The organism is Hellea balneolensis DSM 19091 (assembly GCF_000428525.1).
Classification (GTDB): Bacteria; Pseudomonadota; Alphaproteobacteria; order Caulobacterales; family Maricaulaceae; genus Hellea; species Hellea balneolensis.
On sequence record NZ_AUAC01000004.1, the window covers coordinates 154,071 to 177,320 of the forward strand.

The 23,250-nt window shown below is 48.7% G+C and carries 21 protein-coding genes and 1 pseudogene; 11 read left to right on the plus strand and 11 right to left on the minus strand.

Annotated elements, in window-relative coordinates; all coding sequences use genetic code 11:
* Nucleotides 1-3: 3 nt before the first annotated feature.
* The 3 genes from F569_RS0111270 to F569_RS19570 all read left to right on the plus strand — a co-directional run bounded on the left by F569_RS0111270 (nt 4) and on the right by F569_RS19570 (nt 2,734).
* The gene (locus tag F569_RS0111270) at nt 4-438 is read left to right on the plus strand and encodes an HIT family protein (protein WP_026942287.1); all 435 of its coding nucleotides are present in this window, start codon (nt 4-6) and stop codon (nt 436-438) included.
* Between the two features lie 104 nt (nt 439-542).
* Nucleotides 543-2,237 carry a dipeptidyl-peptidase 3 family protein gene (locus F569_RS0111275; RefSeq protein ID WP_026942288.1) on the plus strand — a complete coding sequence of 565 codons (1,695 nt, stop codon included), beginning with the start codon at nt 543-545 and terminating at the stop codon, nt 2,235-2,237.
* A gap of 8 nt (nt 2,238-2,245) precedes the next feature.
* The gene (locus tag F569_RS19570) at nt 2,246-2,734 is read left to right on the plus strand and encodes a hypothetical protein (RefSeq protein WP_154813724.1); all 489 of its coding nucleotides are present in this window, start codon (nt 2,246-2,248) and stop codon (nt 2,732-2,734) included.
* A gap of 4 nt (nt 2,735-2,738) precedes the next feature.
* Here F569_RS19570 and ptsP read toward each other — a convergent pair whose 3' ends face one another.
* The 4 genes and pseudogenes from ptsP to rimM form a co-directional block, all read right to left on the minus strand.
* Nucleotides 2,739-5,024: a phosphoenolpyruvate--protein phosphotransferase gene (gene ptsP, locus F569_RS0111285; RefSeq protein WP_051279817.1), complete on the minus strand. Its 2,286-nt coding sequence runs from the start codon at nt 5,022-5,024 to the stop codon at nt 2,739-2,741.
* A gap of 165 nt (nt 5,025-5,189) precedes the next feature.
* Nucleotides 5,190-5,597: pseudogene (gene rplS, locus F569_RS0111290) on the minus strand (50S ribosomal protein L19); the annotation flags it as partial.
* Nucleotides 5,584-6,324, minus strand: a complete 741-nt coding sequence (trmD, locus tag F569_RS0111295; RefSeq protein WP_026942292.1) for a tRNA (guanosine(37)-N1)-methyltransferase TrmD — start codon at nt 6,322-6,324, stop codon at nt 5,584-5,586. The pseudogene rplS and the gene trmD, both read right to left, overlap by 14 nt.
* Nucleotides 6,325-6,790: 466 nt before the next feature.
* Nucleotides 6,791-7,309: a ribosome maturation factor RimM gene (gene rimM, locus F569_RS0111300; RefSeq protein WP_026942293.1), complete on the minus strand. Its 519-nt coding sequence runs from the start codon at nt 7,307-7,309 to the stop codon at nt 6,791-6,793.
* Between the two features lie 331 nt (nt 7,310-7,640).
* Between rimM and F569_RS0111305 the strand changes: the two genes are divergently transcribed.
* Nucleotides 7,641-8,198, plus strand: coding sequence for a hypothetical protein (locus tag F569_RS0111305; protein WP_026942294.1), 558 nt, complete (start codon nt 7,641-7,643; stop codon nt 8,196-8,198).
* 43 nt (nt 8,199-8,241) lie between these two features.
* Here F569_RS0111305 and metK read toward each other — a convergent pair whose 3' ends face one another.
* Both metK and ahcY read right to left on the minus strand, forming a co-directional pair.
* Nucleotides 8,242-9,435, minus strand: coding sequence for a methionine adenosyltransferase (gene metK / locus F569_RS0111310; RefSeq protein WP_026942295.1), 1,194 nt, complete (start codon nt 9,433-9,435; stop codon nt 8,242-8,244).
* Nucleotides 9,436-9,527: 92 nt separating this feature from the next.
* Nucleotides 9,528-10,925 carry an adenosylhomocysteinase gene (gene ahcY / locus F569_RS0111315; RefSeq protein WP_026942296.1) on the minus strand — a complete coding sequence of 466 codons (1,398 nt, stop codon included), beginning with the start codon at nt 10,923-10,925 and terminating at the stop codon, nt 9,528-9,530.
* Nucleotides 10,926-11,139: 214 nt separating this feature from the next.
* On the opposite strand from ahcY, the gene F569_RS0111320 reads away from it, so the two are divergent.
* From F569_RS0111320 to F569_RS0111330, 3 genes are all read left to right on the plus strand, one after another.
* On the plus strand, nt 11,140-12,135 hold the full coding sequence (locus F569_RS0111320; RefSeq protein ID WP_026942297.1) for a glycosyltransferase family 2 protein: 996 nt from the start codon (nt 11,140-11,142) through the stop codon (nt 12,133-12,135).
* A gap of 84 nt (nt 12,136-12,219) precedes the next feature.
* Nucleotides 12,220-13,743, plus strand: a complete 1,524-nt coding sequence (locus tag F569_RS0111325; protein ID WP_026942298.1) for a phosphomannomutase/phosphoglucomutase — start codon at nt 12,220-12,222, stop codon at nt 13,741-13,743.
* Nucleotides 13,743-14,057 carry a dATP/dGTP pyrophosphohydrolase domain-containing protein gene (locus tag F569_RS0111330; protein ID WP_026942299.1) on the plus strand — a complete coding sequence of 105 codons (315 nt, stop codon included), beginning with the start codon at nt 13,743-13,745 and terminating at the stop codon, nt 14,055-14,057. Before F569_RS0111325 ends, F569_RS0111330 begins: the two co-directional genes overlap by 1 nt.
* Nucleotides 14,058-14,064: 7 nt before the next feature.
* Here the strand turns inward: F569_RS0111330 and F569_RS0111335 are convergent, their stop codons facing one another.
* The 3 genes from F569_RS0111335 to F569_RS0111345 all read right to left on the minus strand — a co-directional run bounded on the left by F569_RS0111335 (nt 14,065) and on the right by F569_RS0111345 (nt 16,907).
* Complete coding sequence (locus tag F569_RS0111335; RefSeq protein WP_026942300.1) at nt 14,065-15,732, minus strand: HEAT repeat domain-containing protein; 1,668 nt, start codon at nt 15,730-15,732, stop codon at nt 14,065-14,067.
* 91 nt (nt 15,733-15,823) lie between these two features.
* Complete coding sequence (locus tag F569_RS0111340; RefSeq protein WP_026942301.1) at nt 15,824-16,381, minus strand: demethoxyubiquinone hydroxylase family protein; 558 nt, start codon at nt 16,379-16,381, stop codon at nt 15,824-15,826.
* Nucleotides 16,374-16,907 carry a disulfide bond formation protein B gene (locus tag F569_RS0111345; RefSeq protein WP_026942302.1) on the minus strand — a complete coding sequence of 178 codons (534 nt, stop codon included), beginning with the start codon at nt 16,905-16,907 and terminating at the stop codon, nt 16,374-16,376. Before F569_RS0111345 ends, F569_RS0111340 begins: the two co-directional genes overlap by 8 nt.
* A gap of 64 nt (nt 16,908-16,971) precedes the next feature.
* Here F569_RS0111345 and F569_RS0111350 point away from each other — a divergent pair, with 64 nt between their 5' ends.
* From F569_RS0111350 to F569_RS17720, 4 genes are all read left to right on the plus strand, one after another.
* The gene (locus F569_RS0111350; protein ID WP_154813725.1) at nt 16,972-17,238 is read left to right on the plus strand and encodes a hypothetical protein; all 267 of its coding nucleotides are present in this window, start codon (nt 16,972-16,974) and stop codon (nt 17,236-17,238) included.
* 117 nt (nt 17,239-17,355) lie between these two features.
* Nucleotides 17,356-18,051 (plus strand): helix-turn-helix domain-containing protein, encoded by a 696-nt coding sequence (locus F569_RS19040; RefSeq protein WP_154813726.1) that lies wholly within the window; start codon nt 17,356-17,358, stop codon nt 18,049-18,051.
* A gap of 430 nt (nt 18,052-18,481) precedes the next feature.
* The gene (gene ispG, locus F569_RS0111365) at nt 18,482-19,624 is read left to right on the plus strand and encodes a flavodoxin-dependent (E)-4-hydroxy-3-methylbut-2-enyl-diphosphate synthase (protein ID WP_026942305.1); all 1,143 of its coding nucleotides are present in this window, start codon (nt 18,482-18,484) and stop codon (nt 19,622-19,624) included.
* A 260-nt stretch (nt 19,625-19,884) separates the two neighbouring features.
* Nucleotides 19,885-21,372, plus strand: coding sequence for an anti-phage dCTP deaminase (locus F569_RS17720; RefSeq protein WP_034388607.1), 1,488 nt, complete (start codon nt 19,885-19,887; stop codon nt 21,370-21,372).
* Nucleotides 21,373-21,561: 189 nt separating this feature from the next.
* Here the strand turns inward: F569_RS17720 and F569_RS19400 are convergent, their stop codons facing one another.
* Nucleotides 21,562-22,122 (minus strand): GIY-YIG nuclease family protein, encoded by a 561-nt coding sequence (locus F569_RS19400; protein WP_084168997.1) that lies wholly within the window; start codon nt 22,120-22,122, stop codon nt 21,562-21,564.
* A gap of 688 nt (nt 22,123-22,810) precedes the next feature.
* Nucleotides 22,811-23,188: a hypothetical protein gene (locus tag F569_RS0111380; RefSeq protein WP_026942306.1), complete on the minus strand. Its 378-nt coding sequence runs from the start codon at nt 23,186-23,188 to the stop codon at nt 22,811-22,813.
* Nucleotides 23,189-23,250: the final 62 nt, after the last annotated feature.

Consider the following 23,250-nt stretch of genomic DNA (forward strand, 5'->3'; position numbering starts at 1 on the left):
CCCATGACCCTGCATGCCCCATATGACTCTGATAATATCTTCGCCAAAATTCTGCGCGGTGAGATGCCTTGTGTGAAGGTCTTTGAGGATGACAACATCCTCTCCTTTATGGATGTCTTTCCGCAATCAGAAGGCCACACTCTCGTTATTCCCAAAGCGCCTTCACGTAACCTGCTGGAAACTAACGCCAAAGATATTGGCCGCTTATTTGGGAGCGTTCAGCGTATCGCCAAAGCTGTAGAAACGGCCCTAAAACCTGACGGGATCATTATAACGCAATTTAACGGAGCGCCAGCGGGACAAACCGTCTTTCATACCCATGTCCACATCATCCCTCGCTATGAAAGCAAAGCCCTTGGCGCGCATGGCGGCACTGGCGAGATGGCCGATATGGGTATGCTGCAGGAATTGGCTACAAAAATATCCGCCGAGCTGTGAACGCAGTCATAGTCATATCCTTGCCATAATTCTCTTATCTTTACCCTTATAAAGACCGCGCATATCGGTTAGATATGCGCTGGAATAGACAGACAGGATTTTCTATGTGCTCTCATTTTTTTACAACACTCGCTGTTGCAACTCTTCTCACAGCCTGTGGCCCCAAAAATGAAGTTGATATTCAGCCGGTAAAAGTTTTAGCGGAGATAGATGGTTATGACCTCGCGCGGCAATATAAGAAATTTGCCGAAGTTAAAATGAGCCCCGACACATCATTCTTAACCAAAGGTGAGCGCGCCGCCGTAAATAAGATTATCGAAGCTAGTAAACTTCTCTCCGAAGTTTACCTGCGTCAACTTGATGTTCGCAATCCCGAAATTCGCGCAGAAATCGCAGCTTCTGATCGCGCGGATAAACAACTTTTACTTGATATGTTTGATTTGCATTTCAGTGTCTGCGACGGTTTGGAAGATGGCTATGTATTTTATGGCGACACGCCCTGTCCAAAGGGGGCCGGATTTTACCCTCCGGATATGACCAAACAGGAATTTGAGGATCATATTGCCGCTAACCCCAAAGATGAAGAGACTTTCAAATCGGGCTATACAGTTATCCGCCGTGATAAAGAGGGGAGGCTGATGGCGGTTCCCTACTCCAAAGCCTATGGAAAATGGCTAATGCCGGCTGGAAAACTGCTACGCGAAGCGGCGGACCTCCTCCCTGCGGATAGAAATAATAACCGCCTGAAGCGTTTTTTACGGATGAGGGCTATGTCTTTCAGAACGGATGATTATTTCAAATCTGAAATGGCTTGGATGGACCTATTGGGGAATATTGAAGTCGCCATTGGCCCTTACGAAGTTTATGATGATAAATTATTCGGCTATAAAACGGCTTTTGAAAGTTTTGTAACGATTAAAAACCCCGAAGAGTCCAAAGCCCTCGCCAAATATAAAGACTTCCTCAAAGACATGGAAAAGAACCTGCCTGTTGAAGAAAAGTATAAAAATTACGCGCGGGGCTTTGAGAGCCCAATTGCTGTAACCTATCAAGTCCATGGCGGCGGCGATAATGAAAATGGCGTTCAAACCATTGCCTTTAACCTACCCAATGATGAGCGCGTGCGCGAAGCCAAAGGCGCAAAGAAGGTTATCCTCAATAATGTACTCGGCGCTAAATATGACCGTATCTTAGCGCCTATCGGTGAGCGCGTTTTAGTGCCCGAACAAGCCAAGCTAACGGCGAAAAAATGGATGAGTAATAACACGCTCTTTCACGAGCTGTCTCACTCGCTTGGACCTGGCACCATCACAGTGAACGGTGTTGAAACGACAGTGAATGCACAATTAAAAGACCTCGCCTCTGGCGTTGAAGAAGGCAAAGCCGATGTCATGGGTGCCTATAACATCCTCTATATGATGGAGCGCGGAGAGCTGGATATCGCGGATAAAGAAGCCTTCCTCGCGACATATTTCACAGGCAAGTTTCGTTCCATGCGTTTCGGCACAGGCGCCGCCCATGCCAAAGGCGCGGCCTATCAATATAATTATTTCCGCGAAACAGGTGCCGCAGAATGGCTCCCTAAAGAGCAGCGCTTTAGACTTGATTTCGCAAAGCTAGAACAAGCTATTTCTGACCTGACAGGCAAGATTGTTCGCCTGCAAGGTGACGGAAGTTACGACGCGGTCAAAGCCTTTTTGGATACATATTTGCAGCTCGATGAAGAGGCCGTAACGGTACTCAGCAATCTCGACGATATTCCATATGATATCAGACCAATTTACCCTGATGGGATTTGATAAAATTCGTGCCAAAATTTTTATTCAAAGCTAATAATGATGTGCTCTCTTTCTGCGAATGTGAGAACGAACCAGCCATGTCATCAGGACAAATGGATTGTCCTTGGTGTGGGTGCGGTTGGCTTATTACGTGTTCTAAATGCTCAAAGGCTTTTACCTACGCAGAAATAAAAGAAACAGACGTTCCACTGATTGAGTTAGGACGTCGAGAAGTTGAACGAAGAGGCCTTACCTCAGTAACCAAAAAAGAAATCGAAGATTGGGCTTTGGCTATGCAAGAAGACCTGGCCAAGTTTTCAGTGGGACAAATTGTTATATATTTAGACGGTGAGTACCTTCCGATTGACGAGGAAAACATTCAATTAGAAGGTTGGTATGCTAGGCATGATTTAGTTAGACTCCCACATTACGAGGCTCTCAAAAACCCACAGCTACTGAATGATAAGTTAGGTGATAGCAGTTACTGGCTCAGTAGAGAGTTACCCGATAGGGGTTAGAATCCTAAACTGGAATACCTTCTTCCAAGCAAAATTCCCGCACAATATCTCGCAAAGTCGAAAGGCGCGAATTAATCGTAATATGCGGTTCCAACTTCTTGCGCAGCTTTTCGGCATCAAGCTTTAAGATGGCTGCTTTGACCGGGCCGATGCCTGTGACAGGCATAGAGAGTTGATCATAGCCCATAGCGACGAGCGTTATCGCTTCGAGCGGTCGACCAGCAATAGCGCCGCAAACCGAGACAGGTACATCATTGCGCAGACAGCCATCGGCGATGAATTTTAGGATGGATACCGCCGCAGGATGGAGCGGGTCATAGCGGTCAGAGACGCGGGCATTATCGCGGTCAGCGGCGAAGAAAAACTGCATGAGATCATTCGCGCCGACCGAGACGAAATCCGCGTGATCACAGACTGACATGACTTGCCACGCCAGTGACGGCGTTTCTAACATAACGCCCACTTCTATTTTTTGAGGCAATTCATGGCCGAGCTTTTTGGCGCGTTCGACTTCGCGGTCAAAGAGTGCCCTCGCCTCAATGAATTCATCCACAGTTGCAACCATGGGAAACATAACTTTTAAATGACGCCCGGCACCCGCCGCTACAAGGGCGCGAAGTTGATAGCGCATAAGGCCCGGGCGATCCAAAGCGATACGGATAGCGCGCCAACCAATCGCGGGGTTTTCTTCGGGTACAGGGTCCATATAAGGTAGAATTTTATCACCGCCCAAATCGAGCGTTCGGAACGTGACGGGGCGCTGACCCGCGGCCTCTATCGCTTTGCGGTAGAGCTCCGTTTGTTCTTTCAAGCGCGGCATAAATTCAGACACCATGAATTGAAATTCTGTTCGGAAGAGTCCAATCCCATCGGCTCCCGCTTGGTCAAGCTGCGGCAAATCCACCAAGAGCCCTGCATTAAGCTGTAATGAAACATGCCGGCCATCAATCGTCTTGGCGGGCGTGAATTTCATTTCCTCATAAGCCCGGCTCATTTCACCCGCAATATTCATGCGCATGTGAAAGCCTGCCAATTGAGTATCAAGCGGACGGATATAGGCCACACCGTCCTCCCCATCCAATAAGACGGGATCTCCGGTTTCGATCAGGTCCAGTACGCCCTCGGCGCGGCCAATCAGTGGAATCCCAATGGCGCGGCAGATAATCGCCGTGTGGGAAGAGGCGGATCCTTCCTCAAGCACGATACCGCGTAATTTATCACGGTCATAGTCAAGCAGTTCAGCGGGACCGATTTCCCGCGCGAAAATGATCGCATCATCCGAAATATTCTTATTCCCCGGTCCTAAAGATTCTCCAGATAAGGCGCGCAAAAGACGATTAGCTAAATCTTCCAAATCGTGAAGCCTCGCGCGCAGATAGGGGTCTTTGGATTTCATCAATCTGGCACGGTGTTCATTTCGCACACGCTCGACAGCCGCTTCTGCGGTCAAGCCTGAATGCACAGCCTCGCGCAATCGCCCGACCCATTTGCGATCATAAGCAAACATGCGGTAAGTTTCGTAAATATCTTTACTGGCGCGGGACAGCTTGGCCGTATCTCCGGACACCATGGCATCCACTGAGGCGCGCAATGTGCTTACGCCTTCTTCGAGACGAATTTCTTCAGCCGCAATGTTGTCGGCTAGCATATTGGCCGGCGCAACAGGCGGCATATGCAAATAAGCGTGCCCTTCGACAAGGCCGCCCGCAAAAGACTTTCCTTGCACTGTCTCCGGTTTAACAGGCGCCAGACTAATCCCTTTTAGCGCGCCTTTTTTGCCGCCAACCCGTTCATCATCGACGATAATTTCCGCCAAAACCATAGCTACGGTTAGGAGGTCTTCGACTTCTTCTTCATTAAAGCTACGCGCCTTTTTGGACTGAACAACCAGAACGCCCAAGACGCGGCCACCGCGCAAGATCGGCACACCCAAAAATGAGTTATATGGGTCCTCACCTGTTTCAGGGCGGTATGAAAAGAGCGGATGGCTCGGCGCATCGGCAAGGTTAAGAGGACGCGCGGTAAGTGCGACATGGCCCACCAAACCCTCACCTGGCTTCATACGAGTCTTGTGCACCGCCGATTTCTTTAGGCCTTGGGTCGCAGACAGTTCTAAATCTTCACCTGGCCGCAAAAGATAAATCGAGGCGACTTTGACCCGCATGGCTTTGGAGATCGCCGCGACAAAATCATTCAGCCGTTCCTGAACAGACTCCGTCCCCGCCATCGCCTCGCGAATAGCGCGCATTAGCTTTGGCGGCTTTGTCTTGATATTCGGGTCCACACTCATCGAGCGCAATATAGGAGAGCGATGCGCGTGATGCGAGATAATTATTTGTTATCTTTGCGCGATGTTAAAGAGCGCACAAAAAAACCCGCCCAGTTATTCGCGTTTCGCGAGTTGCAAGAGCGGGTCTTAAAGACTTTATGTAAGAGCGCGTTTCTAGGCGTCTTTTTTCTTGCGAGCCTCGCCTTTTTTACGAGCGGCGACAATGCCGCGGCCTGTTGTACGCTCGACAATACGCGCGGACTTACCACGGCGCTCACGCAGGTAATAAAGCTTGGCACGGCGAACCTTACCTTTACGCTTAATCTCAATCGCTTCGACAAGCGGTGAATAAACTGGGAAGACACGCTCAACACCTTCGCCGTAAGATATCTTACGGACAGTAAAGCTTTCATTCACGCCCTTACCGGAACGCGCAATACAAACGCCTTCAAAAGCTTGCAGACGCGTGCGTGTGCCTTCTGTAATACGGACTTGGACAACCAGCGTATCACCCGCTGAGAAATCAGGGATGACTTTGCCATCAGCCAACAAACGGGCTTCTTCGGCTTTATTTAGTTTTTCAATCACATTCATGATCGTCTCCATTTTTATAAGCCGTCCACATGTCAGGGCGTCGGGCCTTGGTAATATCTTCACTTTGTTGGCGACGCCACTGTTCGATCTTTTTATGATCGCCCGATAACAACACCTCCGGGATAGCCCGGCCTTCAAACTCTCTTGGCTTGGTGTAGAGCGGATACTCCAGCAAGCCGTCTTCAAAACTTTCCTCCGATGCACTCTGTGCGTCCCCCAGAACACCGGGAAGAAGCCGCACACAGGCTTCGATCATTACTTGCGCCGCCACCTCGCCGCCCGCCAGAACAAAATCGCCGATGGAAACTTCTTCCATTTGGCGGCCCTCTATGACGCGTTCGTCAAGTCCTTCAAACCGTCCACAAAACGCAATAAGACCCTCTCCCGATGCTAGCTCCCTCACCCTTTGCTGGGTTAGCGGCTTGCCCCGAGGGGTCAAATAGATCAATGGGCGGCCTGTATCTGTGACCACGCTATCGATTGCTTTTGCGGCCACATCAGGTTTTAACACCATTCCAGGGCCGCCGCCCGCAGGCGGACTATCGACAGTTCGGTGCCTATTAACGGAAAAATCACGGATGTCCACTGTTTCTAGCTGCCAAATCCCGCTTTTTTCGGCTCCCCCAATAATAGACGCCTCCAAGACACCCGGGAAAGCATCAGGAAACAGCGTCAAGACGCTCGCACGCCAAGGCTCGCGCCGCATATCTTTAGGGTTTTCACTCATAAGGGCGGCTTTTACGGGGTGGAAGCGAGAGAGTCACGGCCATTTTCGACCACATAAACCATCAAAAAAAAACTTGATGCAAAAGCACCAAGTCAAGAAAAGTATAGATGAGGCGCGCAGTCAGCGAATTCATTTCCCAAAGCCAATGTCATATGATGGCTGCACTATAAGTTGTCTAGCAAAGTGAACATGAACAGAACCCGATAATTATCAGTCATAAGAGTTAATTCTGATTCACCATAATTATTTAGATAACCCGTTCAAAAAAGAGACAAAAAAAAACTTGATGCAAGAGCACCAAGTCAAGAAAAGGATAGATAAGGCGCGCAGTCAACGAATTCATTTCCCAAAGCCAATTTCATATGATGGCTGCACTATAATTTGTTTAGCAAAATGAATATGAACAGAACCCGTTATTTTTCGGTCATAACGGTTAACTCTGATTCACCATAATTGTTCAGTTTAGCTACTCGACTTCAATAATTTTTATAACGACGCGTTTTGCCTGAAGGTCAACTTTTGGCGTTCCCACTTTGGTAAAAGGGTGATAAAAGCTTGCGCCGCTTTTTCCTTTAACTTTGACGGGTTTTATCTCGAGCAGTTCGCCCGCCCCAAAATCTACCACGTTTAAAATTGTTCCCACGCGCTTTCCGTCAGTTGATTTGACGTCAAGTCCGATTAAATCAGCAGCGTAAAATTCGTCCTCTTCAGGCTCGGGAAAGGCTTGACGCGGCACATAAAGCTTGGTTGATTTTAAGCTTTCTGCCTCTTCGCGTGTCTGAACTTCGGTGCACCTGATGGCAACACCGCCCTTCACAAGGCGGAAGCTCTCTGGGGTAAGCAGCACTTCGCCCGTGCCTGAGAGCAATGGCCCATAGCTGACACAATTTTCAGGCAACTCTGTAAAGGCTTTCAACTTTACCTCGCCTTTAACGCCAAAAGCGCCCGCTATTGCGGCGATACATATAAGATCTTCTTTTTTCACGCGCTCGCCATAAGCATTTCATAGGGCGCTGTCATCGCTATTTGCGCGATATTTAGCAAAAACTGTGACTTTGGTCACAGATTTGGCGTTCTTGAGCACTTAGTTTCTTCAGAGGGGGCGCAATGTTGATGTTTAGGTTAAACTGGAGCTCTAGGCATCAAGGCGATGATATTGGACTGCAGTGCCCCGTACCCGGTATCATCGCCACCCATTTTATAATGAGACTCAAGGTCTGTTATTCTCTGCTATTCTGTGGCCAATCATCTATTTGGCTTTCATTCATCTTGAATCCGCTAAGAGGACGTTAAGTTAATAGCCCGGAGGCGAGTTTATGTATCGTTTTATAGTTCCAACCCTAACAGCTCTCTTATTATCCTCAGGCGCCATGGCGCATCCTGACCCAAAAACGGACGTAAATACTCAAGCCCCTGTAAAACTTTCGGATATTACGCCTCGACTCCCGGACCCTTCAGAGATTCAAGAGGCTCTTAAGCAGATGCCTGATATGAACGCCACTATGGGCGAGATGATGGGTATAATGAAGGATGAGCGCTTTCGCGATAATATGGAAAACTCAGCGCGTGCCTTTGGCGACCGCTTGGAGGACTCAGGCGCCTTAGAGACAGGCAAAGACGGTATGCCTGACTTTAATAACGCCTTTGCTGTCATGCTTGAGACCTTTTCTGATGAAGAGGCGATGGGCGGCATGATGGAGACCATGATGGGTCTTGCAGGGACCATGGAAAAACATATGCCCGAAACTGCGGTAAAGCCTGCCTTGAAAGCGCCTGAGACAGGCGCGGCGCCCAACCTTCAAGACATGCAGGCGGAAATTGACAACCTGCGCGGCCAGGTAGAACAGCTTCGCAAAGAAAAAGCGGGCCATTAAGACCCGCTTCAAACATAGCTTCTCGGCGCAGTTCAGTCGCGCTTTAAAGCGCGGCTTTTATAGCGTCTACCAAATCCGTCTTTTCCCAGCTAAAGCCGCCCTCATCATCTGGCGTGCGGCCAAAGTGACCATAGGCGGCAGTGCGGGCATAGATGGGATTATTCAGCTTTAAATGCTCCCGAATACCGCGCGGCGAGAGGTCCATAACTTTGCGGATAATCGCTTCGATTTGATCACCTGAGACGTCATTACCATCATCGACATTCACATAAATCGACGTCGGATTCGCCACGCCAATCGCGTAAGACACTTGAATATCAACCCAAGGCGCTAGCCCTGCGGCAACAATATTTTTCGCGAGGTAGCGCGTGGCATAAGCGGCAGAGCGGTCAACTTTTGTTGGATCTTTACCTGAAAACGCACCGCCGCCATGCGGGGCCATGCCGCCATAAGTATCGACAATAATTTTACGTCCCGTCAGCCCGGCATCTCCGTCAGGCCCGCCAATGACGAACTTCCCTGTCGGGTTGATATGCCAAATCGTGTCATCTGTAATCCAACCTTCTGGTAGAACTTCATGAATATAGGGTTTCACCAAAGCCGCGACATCAGCGCTATCCATGGACGCATCCAAATGCTGTGTTGAGAGCACAATCGCTTTGGCCCGTGCAGGCTTACCATCCTCATAACTTATCGTGACTTGCGATTTACTATCAGGGCCAAGCTGGCTTGCGCCTTCATGCTTACGCGCATGCGCGAGGCGCTCGAGAATTTTATGACTGTAATAAACAGGCGCCGGCATGAGGTCTTCGGTGTCGGAACAAGCATAACCAAACATAATGCCTTGGTCACCAGCGCCTTCTTCTTTATGGAGGCCGTCACCCAAATCAACGCCTTGGGCAATATCGACAGATTGCGCATGGAGCAACACATCGACATCGGCATGGGCGTGGTGGAAACCATCCTGCTCATAACCGATATCTTTAATCGCCGCGCGGGCTACGGCTTCAATCTCGTCTTTTGACACGTCTTTGCCGCGCGTCTCGCCCGCGATGACGACTTTATTGGTTGTCGTCAGCGTTTCAGCCGCAACACGTACATCCCAAGGCGACATACCGGCCGCGACAGATTTGCGGAAATAAAGATCAACAATTTCGTCGCTGATACGGTCAGAGACTTTGTCAGGGTGGCCCTCTGACACGGATTCAGAGGTGAAGTCGTAATTTTTGCGGCTCATAGCGCGCTCCTCGAGTTTAAGGCTCTTAGCTTTTTGTTATTATATAGAGAGGCTTGGTGAAAAGCGGCGCATTATTACGCCGCTCATTTATTTTAATAACGATAATGCTCTGGTTTGAACGGGCCTTCCGTTGTCACGCCGATATAATCAGCTTGATCTTTGGACAGTTCCGTCAGTTTCACACCGATTTTTTCAAGGTGCAGACGCGCAACTTTTTCGTCTAAATGCTTTGGCAGCATATAGACTTTATTCTCATACTCATCACCGCGCACCCAAAGCTCAATCTGCGCGAGGACTTGGTTCGTGAAAGAGGCGGACATGACAAAGCTTGGATGGCCTGTCGCATTGCCAAGGTTTAGGAGGCGGCCCTGCGAAAGAAGTATCATACGGCTTCCGCTTGGGAAGGTCACCATATCAACTTGGTCTTTGATATTTGTCCATTTGTGATTTTTTAGCGCTGCAACTTGGATTTCATTATCAAAGTGACCAATATTGCCGACAATCGCCATATCCTTCATCTCGCGCATATGCTCAATACGAATGACGTCTTTATTGCCTGTGGTCGTGATAAAGATATCTGCATCAGCCACTGTATCCTCAAGGGTCGTGACTTCAAAGCCGTCCATCGCCGCTTGCAGGGCGCAAATCGGGTCAATCTCAGTGACTTTAACCCGGGCGCCCGCACCACGAAGAGACGCCGCCGAACCTTTACCGACATCGCCATAGCCGCAAACAACGGCTGTTTTACCTGCCATCATCGTATCTGTTGCCCGGCGAATACCGTCGACGAGCGATTCTTTACAGCCATATTTATTATCGAATTTAGATTTGGTGACAGAGTCGTTCACGTTAATCGCAGGGAAAGGCAGTTCGCCTTTTTCAACCAACTCATAAAGACGGTGAACACCTGTCGTTGTTTCTTCTGACACGCCGACAATTTGGTCACGCGTTTTGGTGAACCAACCCGGGCTTTCGGCGAGGCGCTTTTTAATTTGCGCGAAGATCGCTTCTTCTTCTTCAGAACTTGGCTCGCCTTCGATGAGGTGCGTTTCGCCCGCTTCGACCCGTGCGCCCATAAGAACATAAAGCGTGGCGTCGCCTCCATCATCCAAGATGATATTCGCGCCCTCTGGGAAAAGGAAGGATTTGTCGAGGTAATCCCAATGCTCTTCGAGCGTTTGCCCTTTAATCGCAAAGACAGGCACGCCGCCCGCCGCAATTGCCGCCGCCGCGTGGTCTTGGGTCGAGTAGATATTACAAGACGCCCAACGCACATCCGCACCCAGAGCTGTCAATGTCTCAATCAGAACCGCCGTTTGAATGGTCATATGGAGCGAGCCCACAATGCGTGCGCCTTTGAGGGGTTTGCTCTCGCCAAATTCTTCGCGCAGAGCCATCAGGCCCGGCATTTCAGTTTCAGCAATATCAAGCTCCTTACGGCCATAATCTGCAAGGGAGATATCTTTTACAATGTAGTCATTCGCGCTCATGGGAGTCATCCTTCTGATGAGGTATCTGTTTCGCTGTGCCATAGGCGCAAGGGAAAGCCGCGTCAATAACATATAACGGTTTTGTTATATGCTTCGAGCGCCCGTAGTCTTGCCAGGGGGGGGTACGAATATACCGAAAAGCCGAAACCGCTGGCGGTTTCGAAGACGCAATAAATAACGTGACCCCTCCCCCAAAATTTGCCACACCCTCATCGTGATCTCTAACCCTTGCATATCTGTCATCATCGTCAATTATAATGGCGGTGAGTGGCTGACGCGCTGCGTTCAATCCGTGGCAGATCAGAGCCTTACCGATTTTGAGTGTTTCATTGTCGATAATGGGTCAACTGACGGCTCCATTGCGGCCCTACCAAAGCTTGATGAACGCTTCACGATTATGGAGCTTGGCGAAAATACCGGCTTTGCAAAGGGCAATAATATCGCCGCGCGGCAGGCTAAAGGTGAGTGGCTCGCCCTGCTCAACCCCGATGCCTTTGCGCGGGTTGATTGGCTCGAAAAACTTATGGGCGCCACAAATCTCACCCCAAATGTGACGATGGTCGGAAGCACACAATATATGGCGCTCGAGCCTGACATCTATGACGGCGTCGGGGACTTTTATCATGCGGCAGGGTTAGCGTGGCGCGGCAAGCACGGTCATAGTGCAGCAGGGCACAGCCCCAAAACCGCAGAGGTCTTTGGCCCTTGCGCCGCTGCGGCTCTGTATCACCGCGAGACCTTTGAGCGCCTTGGTGGATTTGATGAACGGTTTTTTTGTTATCACGAGGACGTTGATATCGCTTTCCGGTTCAGACTTGCGGGCGGGGTTTGCGTCCAAAAAGCAGATGCCATCGTTGATCATGTCAGTAGCGGCATTTCTGGCAAAGCCTCCCCCTTCGCGGTCTATCACGGCACGCGCAATCGCATCTGGACATTTGTGAAATGCATGCCTCTTCTTGGCCTGCTCGTATTTGGCCCTGCCCACATTGCGCTAAACCTCGCCTTTATGACTTGGTCGCTTTTTCGCAAGGGCCGCGCAAAGCCCACATGGCGCGGCGTAAGAGACGGCATAAAAGGTATCCCTATCATGTGGACGGCCCGCAAAAATCTAGAACGTAAAGTCGGTCTGGGCTCTCTCCTGCATGTCATGACCTTAAACCCGCTAAAATTCCTAAATCGCGGCGATGGATCTGTACCCATCCGTAAATAAGAATGTTCGAAATCGAACATTTACTGTTATAAATCCTTAAACCTTATGCTATAGGCCACGCGTTCAAGATATAGGATGATCCCAATGACAAACCGCACCCCTAAACCTGCTCTTTCTCCGAACACGATTGAGTTTGAAACCCAAGCGCTCGTGAAGCCTACAGGCTTTAGAGAATATGATGCACGTTGGTATTTTGGTCTGCCCGGTGATGAAAAACCGTCTGAGCTGAACCTATACGGCGTTCAGGCCCTAGGCGAAGGACTCGGCATGCTCATGCATGAACGCGGCGTCCCGCCCAAAATGGCGGTCGGTCACGATTTTCGGCATTATTCTCTTGGTATTAAACAGGCGCTGATGCTCGGCCTCGTCAATGCTGGGGTTGAAGTTTTGGATATCGGCCTTGCCCTTTCTCCAACAGCTTATTTCGCGCAATTCCATCTAGACTGCCCCGGCGTGGCCATGGTGACAGCGAGCCATAATACCAATGGCTGGACAGGCGTAAAAATGGGCATTGAGCCGCCGCTCACATTTGGCCCTGATGAAATGGCACGCCTGAAAGAGATTGTGCTGAACGCCGAAAGTGAGCACAAACCCGGTGGGTCGTACCGCTATGTCGAAGGCGTGCGCCAAGCCTTTATTGATGACCTCGTTGAGGGCGTTCAGCTGAAAAATAAAATCAAAGTTGTCGCCGCTTGCGGGAACGGTACAGCAGGCGCTTTCGCCGAAGAGGTCCTCACGCGCATTGGAGCTGAAGTTGTCGCCGTAGAATGTGAGCTGGATTACAGCTTCCCCAATTACAATCCCAACCCCGAAGATATGAAAATGCTTCACGCGATGGCCGATGCCTGTAAAAAGCATGGTGCAGACGTGGCCCTCGGTTTTGACGGTGACGGTGATCGTTGCGGCGTGGTCGATAATGAAGGTGAGGAAATCTTTGCCGATAAGGTCGGCGTCATGCTCGCGCGTGACCTCTCGGAACTTTATCCCAATGCGCAATTCGTAGCGGACGTAAAATCAACGGGTCTGTTTGTGACCGACCCTGTCCTGCTTAAAAATGGCGCCAAGACGGATTATTATAAAACAGGGCATAGCTATATTAAACGCCGCTCTAAGGAATTAAATGCGCTCGTCGGTTTTGAAAAATCTGGACATTATTTCTTTAACGCCCCTATCGGACGCGGCTATGATTGCGGCCTGACCAGCGCGATTGCCATCCTGCAAATGCTAGATCGTAACCCCGGAAAATCTATGGCTGACTTGCGCCGCGCGCTTCCGAAAACATGGGGCAGCCCAACTATGTCGCCTTATTGCGCGGATGAAGAAAAATACGGCGTTGTTGACCGCATTATCGCAGATGTTCAAAAATCAGCTGATGCTGGCGAAACTATCCTTGGCCAGAAAATCGTTGATGTGAATACCGTCAATGGCGTGCGCATGACATTAGAAGACGGCACATGGGGCCTGATGCGGGCGAGCTCTAACACGCCAAACCTCGTCGTGGTTGTCGAAAGCCCTGCTTCCGAGGAAAACATGATTGGCATGTTCCGCGAGATTGAACGCCGCCTCGCCCAATATGACGAAATCGGCGAATTCGATCAGAAGATTTAATGACGCTAATTCCTATGCCGACGGAGTCTAGCGAAACCATCGCCCAATGGGGCAGCGAAACTTTCGGAAACGCTGCTTCCGTCAAAGCCTATGCTATTCGCGCCCAAGAAGAATTGGCAGAATTAATTGAGGCCATAGAGAGCGGAGATACGGACAAAGCCATCGCCAGTGAAGCCGCCGATATCACCATCCTGTTACACCGCATAACAGGCACGCTTGGGCTAGAATTATATGACGCGGTAGACGAGAAGATGGCGGTGAATAAACGGCGGGAGTGGGTGCCGGATGGGAGCGGCGTGGGGCGGCACCAATAATGATTACCTAAATATATTCATTTAAAATAGTAGATTTAATTTTTTTACGAAACTTATTATCTTTTCCCAAAGCCAACCTACGAATTTGATTGTCTGTCAAATCATCTTGCCTCAATAAATTTAAGCGTACTTGTTGTGACGTATCTAAGATTAGGGTGTTGATAGCGTCGTCCGGCGTATTTTTATTTAATGCCACTAACTTTCTAACGCTTTCGTTCTTATCGTGCATTAAGTATCTAAGCGTCATTTCAGAAGTATTAGTGTTTCTCGCAACACGTTGCCTAACAATTTTATCCTCATGTTGGCCGAGTTTATGTAAGAACTTTAAATCTGTCGCAGTATTTGATGCAAGAGACTGAAGGCATTTCAATTCTTGTTCCAGACAATAATATCTCTGTAATATATCCGGGTTCGTAGAACTTGAAATTAGAACCCTCTCTTTGCAAACCGAATCTTTCATAATTAGTTCGAAAATATCGTTCTCCAAGTCAGGTCTCTCAAGCAATTTTATCTTACAAGAAATAGTTCCTTTTTGCGCTAGCTCCCTTAGAGTTTTCTCAGCTGTAGATGAGTTTTCAGCCAAATATTCGTGAATTTTATTAAATTCGCTCTTAACTAAAGAGGCTAATATGGGTTTAGGGGTTAAAGGGTTTTGAGCCTGTAAACGCTCAAGATTAAATATTCTATTCTTTAGCGGACGACTAACCTGCTTATCTTCTATATGTTTGCGAAGAAGATTGGTAAGAAGCTCAATATCAACAGCCTCATTGGTCGCTAAAGCTCTAATCACCCAGATGCTCTTATCCCGACTAAGTGCTTTAAGTATTTTAAGGGGTGTCGAAGGATTTTTTGCAACGGCGCAGCGAACATGCTCTTCCTTATCTTTGGATAAGCGCCTTAGTAACTCAGTGTTTTCAGTTGGCTGCTTTGCAATACTCGCTCTAACATATAAATCAGTGTCATATGAAAAGGCTTCAGTCATATCCGCAGACAAATCTTGATGTTCAACAATATTTCGCCTCACCCAAGCCTCTTGGTCATTTGAAAGCGTTTTGAGTAAATCCGTACTCAATTGAGGGTGTATAGCGACCTGCGAGCGTATATTCTCATCGTCATCTTTTGAAAAATGTGTGAGGGCTTTCACAATTTCCTTTGATTGTGAGAGCCTTTTGAAAACAGTCGACCTCACTTGCTTGTTAGAATCATTTGCCATTTCCCATAAATACTCGAAACTTATATTAGGGTTTCGTGCAAGATTTACGCGGATAATATCATCGTTATGATGAACCAAACGCCCCAAAATATGCCCAGGAGCGGTGCTTTTAGAAGATAGGGCTCTGTCAATGTCTAAACATTCCTCAAAGCTTAATCCCTCTAACGTATCTGCATCCGTAGAATTATTTTCTACAACACCCGTTCTGACTTTTAGATCAGCATCAAATGATAATTTTTTTAATGTTTCGCGAGATGTATTTTTATTTCTAGCAACAAGCCGACGTATTATATCATCACAATCATCAGCAAGCGCGTCTAAAGCTTCAGCTGTAGCATCTTTTCGTTGCGCGACTTTTAGCCGAATTTTTCTATCTTTGTTCTTTGCCAGCAAGACAAATAATTCCGGCTTTGCTTTAAGCTGCCGGAATAACAAAAGACTTTCGATGTCGAACAAAAACATTGAACTCAACTAACATTGGCCACTTTCTACTACTAGAAGGAAAATAAATATAGAATCTTGCGCGGTGAAAAGACTTTGTCGCGAAGACCCCCTAAATCTTCTCAGTAATCTTTATCGCCGCGTGACAGCCTGCGGTGATCACTCTCGATAACAAACCATATCCCGGCGCGTCATGCGCGCCTTGTTCTACAGCTGTGTCGCGGTGGTGAAGCTCGTCTTCTCGGAACTCGGCGAAGGTGGCCGCGAGTTCGGGTTCATCCGCGGCGACTTCTTCGGCCTGCGCGCCGTAATGTTGTTCGATGACATTTTCGACGGCTTCAGTACAGGCATGGGCGGCTTTTTCGCCCATCAGGGCCGTCACAACACCGAGGCCATATCCCGCAACATTCCAGATGGGCGTCATAGCGGTGGGGCGGACATTGCGTTCGACCAAGAGTTTGTCAAAAGCATCGAGGTGCTTTTGCTCTTCGGCTTCCATTTCGGCGAGCTGCGCGGCGATCTCGCGGGTCTTGGCACTGCGCCCAAAGACAGCTTGTTGGCCGCGGTAAATCGCGACGGCGCCATATTCCCCGGCATGGTCCACACGCAACATTTCCGCGATGCGCGGATTGGTTTTGTGTCCGGCAGGTTTCGGAGCGGTTTTAGACATTCGCTTTTCCTTTCATTAGGAACAACATCACTCCGGCCCCGACGACCGAAATTATCCCGTTCCATGCGGCCATAGACAATCCCAGAAAATGCCAGAGCGGTTCGCTGCAGGCCGGGCCTTTGATTTCCTTGTCCAACCCGCCAAGCGGATCATTAGGGTCAAAGGCCCCAAGCTCTCCGCCGCCTGTTACCGCGCAAAGCTGCGGTCCTTCCAGGATTTTAAATTCTACTAGGACATGCCAAAATGCGATATAGGCGGAGCCCAAAAAGGCGAGCGCCAATAGGAGGCCAAAAAGCTTGGGCCCAAAAATCTTAGGAAAAGACGTCCAGCCCCATTGCAGCGCAATCGCAATCGCCGCGACGCCCAGAACAACCTTATGCGCATGGCGCTGCCAATAACACATCGTACATGGGGGATAGTCAAACCCATATTGAAAGATCCAGGCCCCGACCAAAAGCCCGCCCGAAATCAAGAGCGCGAGCCAAGGCGCATGTTTAGCTGTCAGATATTTTGAAGCGTGGGTCATAACCTTTATATAAGCCCTCTCGTCTGTCCTGTCATGCGGCGGATTAAAGCAGGGGTGTTAGAATTTGGTAACCTTACCTTTTGAGAAATGCTTAGCGGGTCTGCCTTATTCTGCGCCCATGTCCCGCTTGTCGAAATTTGCGCAAAACCGCTCTGCCCGTTTTATGCAGAAAAAACTGATACTGATCGGGGTTAAGCTAGGCCTAGCGGGATGCGGCGCCCTCGCCTATTATTTTCCAATATTTAGCGATGGAAATATCGCGGCAGACGGAGCACTTTATTTCATCATCATCGCAACAAGCGCATTTTTATGGTGGGAATTCTGCAGATAACAACTATTTGATTCGCCTGAGGCGATAATTGGCTTGAAATATTATTTCGTCTGTTGTTAACCATATGGCAGGGCGCATCCTGTAACGGGTAATGAAATTTAGCTGTTGGATGTAATTGTGGTACTGGACATCAAACATATAGGAACAGAATTGCGAGATGCGCGGCAAGCCTTGGGCCTGTCTTATGCGGATCTGTCTGATATGACGCGGATTAAGCCGCAATTTCTCGAAGCGATTGAATCGCTCTCCTCTGCAGACTTACCGTCCATTGGTTATGTCTTGGGCTATGTGCGTAGCTATGCCAAAGCGGTAGGCTTTGACGGAGCCTCGGCTGTCGCGCGCTATAAGGTGGATAGCCAAGTGCCTGAGAATTTGGGCATGCGCGACCGTCCGCATTTTGTACCGCAACGTAAAATTCGTCTGCCGCGCGGCTTTTTCTCAGCGGTGACTGTGCTCGCCGTCGCGGGGATGTTGACAGTCTGGTATGGCACGCAAACGGAAACCCGCGCAGCGATGCTGAACGGTCCCGACCTCACGCCAAGCGCAACCGAATCACAAACCGCCATTATTGACCCCAATATGCTCACGGTCAAAGCGCTCGCGCCAAGCTGGGTCCAGATCAAGGATGAGTCAGGCCGCGTGATTATTTCGCGTATTTTTGTGACGGGTGAAGTCTGGCAAACGCAGCGCGGGTCAGGCGCGTCAATCTCCGCCAGAGATGGCGGCGCGATTCAGCTTTACGTCGGCGAAGGTGATGCCGGACTGCTCGGGGAACGCGGCGTGGCGGTCTCTAACGTCCCGCTAGCCCAATAGCGGGCCGAATAAAGCGGCAATGCCGCTCGACTTATCCATTCCAGCTTGATTGAAAATTGAGGACAAGCGCGAGGGCCATCCGCCACTCCCACATAGCGTCAGAGTTTCCTCTGACAAATCGCAAGGCCCCACAACCTTACGCAAATCGCCGCTCAGCGCTTGTCTCTATTCGCTAAAGCCCCCACAAGCTTTAACTTGAAAACAATATAGCCATTTTGCCTGAACGCGAGCTGAACCCTTTGCCTAAAATCGGGTAACCTTAAAAATTGGTTTATTTTTCCCATTGGCTTAACCGTCCCGCTCCCCCACCCGACCACCTACAGAGTAACCTTATTGGGTGGTCGGGTGGGGGGGCGGGATGGAACAGCTATAAAAATATGCGCCATAATAACGTCTTTAAACATACACATTTCCGTGGCACTAAGCGCCAATGACACAGCACACAGATATCTCCTCCATTCGCCCGTGGCGCCATATTGAGCGCCGCAAATGCCGCCAGATCATGGTCGGCAAAGTCCCTGTGGGCGGCGATGCGCCCATTGCTGTGCAGTCCATGACCAATACGGTCACTCACGACGTTGCCGCGACCATCGCCCAAATTCGCGATCTGGAAATTGCGGGCGCAGATATAGTCCGCGTCTCCGTCCCCGTTCCCGAGAGCGCCGAGGCGATGAAAGAGATTTGCCATGAGGTCAATGTCCCCATCGTGGCCGATATCCATTTCCATTATAAGCGCGGCATAGAGGCGGCAGAAAATGGCGCGGCCTGCCTACGCATTAATCCCGGCAACATTGGCGGCCAACACCGCGTGAGGGAAGTCGTGGCCGCCGCGCGAGATCATGGCTGCTCTATCCGCATTGGCGTGAATGGCGGGAGCCTTGAAAAAGAACTGCTCGAAAAATACGGAGAGCCCTGCCCCGACGCTATGGTCGAGAGCGCGCTGATGCATGCGCGAATGCTCGAGGATGAAAATTTCCAAGACTATAAAATATCGGTCAAAGCCAGCGACCCGTTCCTCACCGTCGCGGCCTATCACCAACTCGCAGACGCCACAGACGCGCCGCTCCATCTGGGCATCACCGAAGCGGGCGGCCTGCGCATTGGCACCGTCAAATCCGCCATTGGTATGGGCAACCTCTTATGGGCAGGCATAGGCGACACGATACGTGTGTCATTATCCGCCGACCCCGTAGAAGAAATCAAAGTCGGCTTTGATATGCTTAAATCGCTGGGGCTTAGGACTCGCGGCGTCAACATCATCTCTTGCCCCTCCTGCGCGCGCCAAGGCTTTGACGTCATTAAAACCGTGCAGATATTAGAAGACCGCCTCGCCCATGTCACAGAGCCGATAAGTCTTTCTATTATCGGCTGCGTCGTAAACGGCCCCGGCGAAGCCATGTTCACCGACATAGGCTTCACAGGCGGCAGCGCAGGCTACGGCATGATGTATTCCGCCGGGAAGAAAACGGGCAAGACGGATAATGACGATATGGTTGAAGATATTGTCCGGCAAGTGGAGGCTCGGGCTGAGGTGTTGAAGGCTGAGCGGGATAAGGTTGAGGCGGCGGAGTGATTAAAAGCCGAGTGTTATAAAAACTTACTCTGCTACCCACTTAAAGTTTACTCTCGGTGAGTCTTCGTTTTCTGACGGCACTGACTTTAGCTTCGGCAATGAGCTTAACCATTCATAATAAAGGTCATTCTGGCACTTGTGTATATCTTCTAGGTGGTCAGATAACATTTTAGCAAAATTAACTGTTACTTTGAGTTGTGCTTGATTCACTGTAAGCTCCTACGCGAGTCAATACATAATGCAAAGAGTTCAGTTAAGAAATGCTTAAAACGCTACCAAGAGAAGATTATCCAGAACTTTTTTTTGGATTAGTTGCCCCAATCGGAACAATTTTTGAACCAACCGTCAATTCTTTAAAATCTGAATTAGAAAAATTTGGCTATGAAGTAATCACAATAAGTGTGACCGAACTTTTTGATTTATTCGCTAAAGTTATAACGCCAACTGAGCCTCTGGTAACCTCAACAAGGTATGAGAGATACACGAGCTACATAAAGTTCGGCAACCAAATAAGAGAGGCAGTTTCAGAAAATGCTATCCTTGCCATCGCGGCAATGTATCAAATTTCCAGAGAACGAACTACGAAAACTAAAAAAATAGGGCCTCAGATTCAGAAGAAAGCCTACATCATACGGCAGTTTAAAAGACCTGAAGAAATTAACTTATTAAGGTCGGTTTATGGAGAGCAATTCTTTCAAGTTTCAATTTATTCAACTCGTTCCAATCGAATTGAAAATCTAGCTTCTTTGTTTGCAAAAGATGTTGGAGACGCTTCTCCGAATAACAAACAATCTGAAGCAGCAAAAATTGTTGAAATAGACCAAGATGAGGATGATAAAACAACAGGTCAACGAGTTCGAAAAACATTTCATGATGCTGATCTAATTGTGAACGGAAATGTAGATGACACAACAATTGACAAGCAAGTTTGTCGTTTCATTGACTTATTGTTTGGAGCAAATTTTATTTCTCCTACAAAAGATGAATATGGAATGAGATTGGCTAAAAATGCAGCACTCAGGTCTATTGACCTATCAAGACAAGTAGGTGCTGCAATTTTTGACACAACAGGTCAAATAATATCACTTGGTTCAAATGAAGTACCGAAAGGCTCGGGTGGGACTTACTGGGACGATGGTATCCAAGACGCAAGGGAATATACAAAAGACAAAGATTCTAATGATGAAAGAAAACAGGAACTTTTAGATGAAATATTAAAAATTGCAAATATTACTGAGACCCCAGAGATGATGGAAAACCTCTCTAAATCACAAATGATGGATGCCCTTGAATATGGACGTGTAGTTCATGCTGAAATGACTGCTATAACCGATGCGTCCCGCAAAGGCTTACCAGTGAAAGACACTGTTTTGTATTGCACAACATTTCCTTGCCACATGTGCGCAAAGCACATCGTGTCATCCGGAATTAAAAGAGTAGTTTTCCTTGAACCATATCCAAAAAGTCTGGTCTCAAGATTACACAAAGACTCAATAGATGTCGAAAATGACAATAGAGGAAAATATAAAGACTTTAAAGCAGTTAAGTTTGAACATTTTCATGGTGTAACACCCCGTATGTTTGATAGTTTGTTTCAAAGAAATAAACGGAAAAATAAAAAAGGTGAATTTCAACGCTATAAAGATGGTGTTGAGAAACCAATAATAATTATCCGAGATAAAAATTATCTTCAGTTAGAAAATGCAATAGTTGAAAATGCCTTAAAACCATTTTTGAACACACAATAACTTCTATATGAACATTCCTACTTCCCGCTCATCCTAGCCTTGCGTTTGCTCGCAAACGCTGGGCTAGGATCCAGTGTCCCTCATGGGTCCTCTTGGTGAGATGGGGTTTAGATAGTGCCTTGGGTATGTGTTGAGAGCGCGGGGTAACTGGGTCCCAACTTTCGTTGGGATGCACGGAGAAAGTTTGGTCTAGATACGCAATTCCAATTTTATAAACAAAGCCCCCCACTCCCCGTTCATCCTACCGAAAGGTAGGATCCAGTGTCCCTCCCGGCTCGGCTTGCTGAGATGGGGTTTGGACAGTCCCTTGAGTCTGTGTTGAGAGTACGGAGTGACTGGGTCCCCGCTTTCGCGGGGATGATAGGAAAAAGAAAAAGTTAGGGTATTCACCTCGGATTTTGCTCTCCCTTTCTTCCGTCCTCCATCAACTCTTTGCGCAAGTCCGCAAAGACCGCGCCTTGCGGTAGAGGCCAGACTTTCATTTGAGATAACTAGCCAGTGCGGATTAGCTGTCTCTATTAGCTCTATCTTCCACGATCTACGCCAGGCTTTCATTTGCCGCTCGCCGCGAAAGGCGCTGTCCCGCGTGGGGTGCTCTTCGAACCAGACCAAACGGGTGCACCCATATTTAAGAGCGAAGCCTTTATGAATGCCGTTTTGGTGTTGTTCTATCCGCGCGCCAATATCATCTGTCTGCCCGATATAAAGCGTGCCGTTGCGTTTATTCGTAATGATATAGACATAGAACATTATGTGAACATAATTCAGGGCAATTCAATTAGCAAATTCTGCGGTCAATCCTCACGAAATCAGCCCAAAATCTCAAGCCTTGCTGCACTCCCCAACAATCGTATCCTTGGTCCCCTCACCTGCCCCTATATTCAATCTTGTAAATGCGGGGAAAGACGTTCTCCCAAATTTACACAGGTCAGGGAATAGGCCCTGGTGTTTTTGACAAAAGGAGCCTTATGGCTTGATCTGAAATATGTTTTCGCGGGGTTTGTGTTATTTGTTTCACCAAAAGACAAATTGGACAGGTAAGACGTTACTTACTGCCCTGCGAGACGGTGTGGCCAAGGCAGCGTGCTAAACGAGCACGAAAAGGCCAGGTCTCTGCGGGCGTTGTTACGCGCAGATAAAAATACCGCCGCGGGGAGCGATCCCTGTGTTTATTAGTTTCCCAGGTGTGCCTCAGGGCATGCCCCCCGCGGACGTCCACTTTTAGTGGCGGATTGCCTATGTTGATTTTTTCCTAAGAAAAATTCAACGAACCAACCCAATCCGCAAGCCCTTCGGGCAGGATGAGTTTGGTGAGCAAACTCTGAGCTACCACGCGATGGGCAGCCGCAAAAAGCGCATGGGCGAATGTAATTTAGTCAAAAAAAATGCCGCTCCGAAGAGCGGCGAAAAGGTAAAAGAGAAAAGGTCGTCGAGGGAGTTAATTATTCGGTTTGTAAAGGTTAGGCATTTCGTTTTTTTGAATTTCAGTCTCAGGTTTATAAACTGTCATCGCGTCATAGGCATGGTCACGCGTTGTGAACACCCGGCCCATATCAACGGTGCGAACAGATTGGTAATGAGTTGGAAGAACTTTGCGAATTACGCGGCGCTCGGAAATCACTTCTGGCGTAGCTTCCTTTACTGTCTTAGACGCGGGCGTTTGAGGCGCTTTCAGGTGAAGCTCAGCCGTTTTTTCATAACTGACAGTTGACTTAGTGTATGGAGACACATCTTGCGCCGCAGCGGCCGTTGACATCACGACAGTCGAGACGGCTGCAAAAATGAGTTTTGTTGATACCGCTTTAAGATGTTTCATATTCAGCTCCTAAGTGTCAGTCGAACCAAGTTAGCACCGTTTCGATAATTATGACTTACATG

Bases quoted from the DNA above. Each gene is read 5' to 3' on its own strand.
- F569_RS0111270 (WP_026942287.1), top strand. From the start codon at position 4: ATGACCCTGCATGCCCCATATGACTCTGATAATATCTTCGCCAAAATT.
- F569_RS0111275 (WP_026942288.1), top strand. From the start codon at position 543: ATGTGCTCTCATTTTTTTACAACACTCGCTGTTGCAACTCTTCTCACA.
- ptsP (WP_051279817.1), bottom strand. From the start codon at position 5,024: ATGAGTGTGGACCCGAATATCAAGACAAAGCCGCCAAAGCTAATGCGC.
- trmD (WP_026942292.1), bottom strand. From the start codon at position 6,324: ATGAGTGAAAACCCTAAAGATATGCGGCGCGAGCCTTGGCGTGCGAGC.
- F569_RS0111305 (WP_026942294.1), top strand. From the start codon at position 7,641: ATGTATCGTTTTATAGTTCCAACCCTAACAGCTCTCTTATTATCCTCA.
- metK (WP_026942295.1), bottom strand. From the start codon at position 9,435: ATGAGCCGCAAAAATTACGACTTCACCTCTGAATCCGTGTCAGAGGGC.
- ahcY (WP_026942296.1), bottom strand. From the start codon at position 10,925: ATGAGCGCGAATGACTACATTGTAAAAGATATCTCCCTTGCAGATTAT.
- F569_RS0111325 (WP_026942298.1), top strand. From the start codon at position 12,220: ATGACAAACCGCACCCCTAAACCTGCTCTTTCTCCGAACACGATTGAG.
- F569_RS0111330 (WP_026942299.1), top strand. From the start codon at position 13,743: ATGACGCTAATTCCTATGCCGACGGAGTCTAGCGAAACCATCGCCCAA.
- F569_RS0111335 (WP_026942300.1), bottom strand. From the start codon at position 15,732: ATGTTTTTGTTCGACATCGAAAGTCTTTTGTTATTCCGGCAGCTTAAA.
- F569_RS0111340 (WP_026942301.1), bottom strand. From the start codon at position 16,381: ATGTCTAAAACCGCTCCGAAACCTGCCGGACACAAAACCAATCCGCGC.
- F569_RS0111345 (WP_026942302.1), bottom strand. From the start codon at position 16,907: ATGACCCACGCTTCAAAATATCTGACAGCTAAACATGCGCCTTGGCTC.
- ispG (WP_026942305.1), top strand. From the start codon at position 18,482: ATGACACAGCACACAGATATCTCCTCCATTCGCCCGTGGCGCCATATT.
- F569_RS17720 (WP_034388607.1), top strand. From the start codon at position 19,885: ATGCTTAAAACGCTACCAAGAGAAGATTATCCAGAACTTTTTTTTGGA.
- F569_RS19400 (WP_084168997.1), bottom strand. From the start codon at position 22,122: ATGTTCTATGTCTATATCATTACGAATAAACGCAACGGCACGCTTTAT.
- F569_RS0111380 (WP_026942306.1), bottom strand. From the start codon at position 23,188: ATGAAACATCTTAAAGCGGTATCAACAAAACTCATTTTTGCAGCCGTC.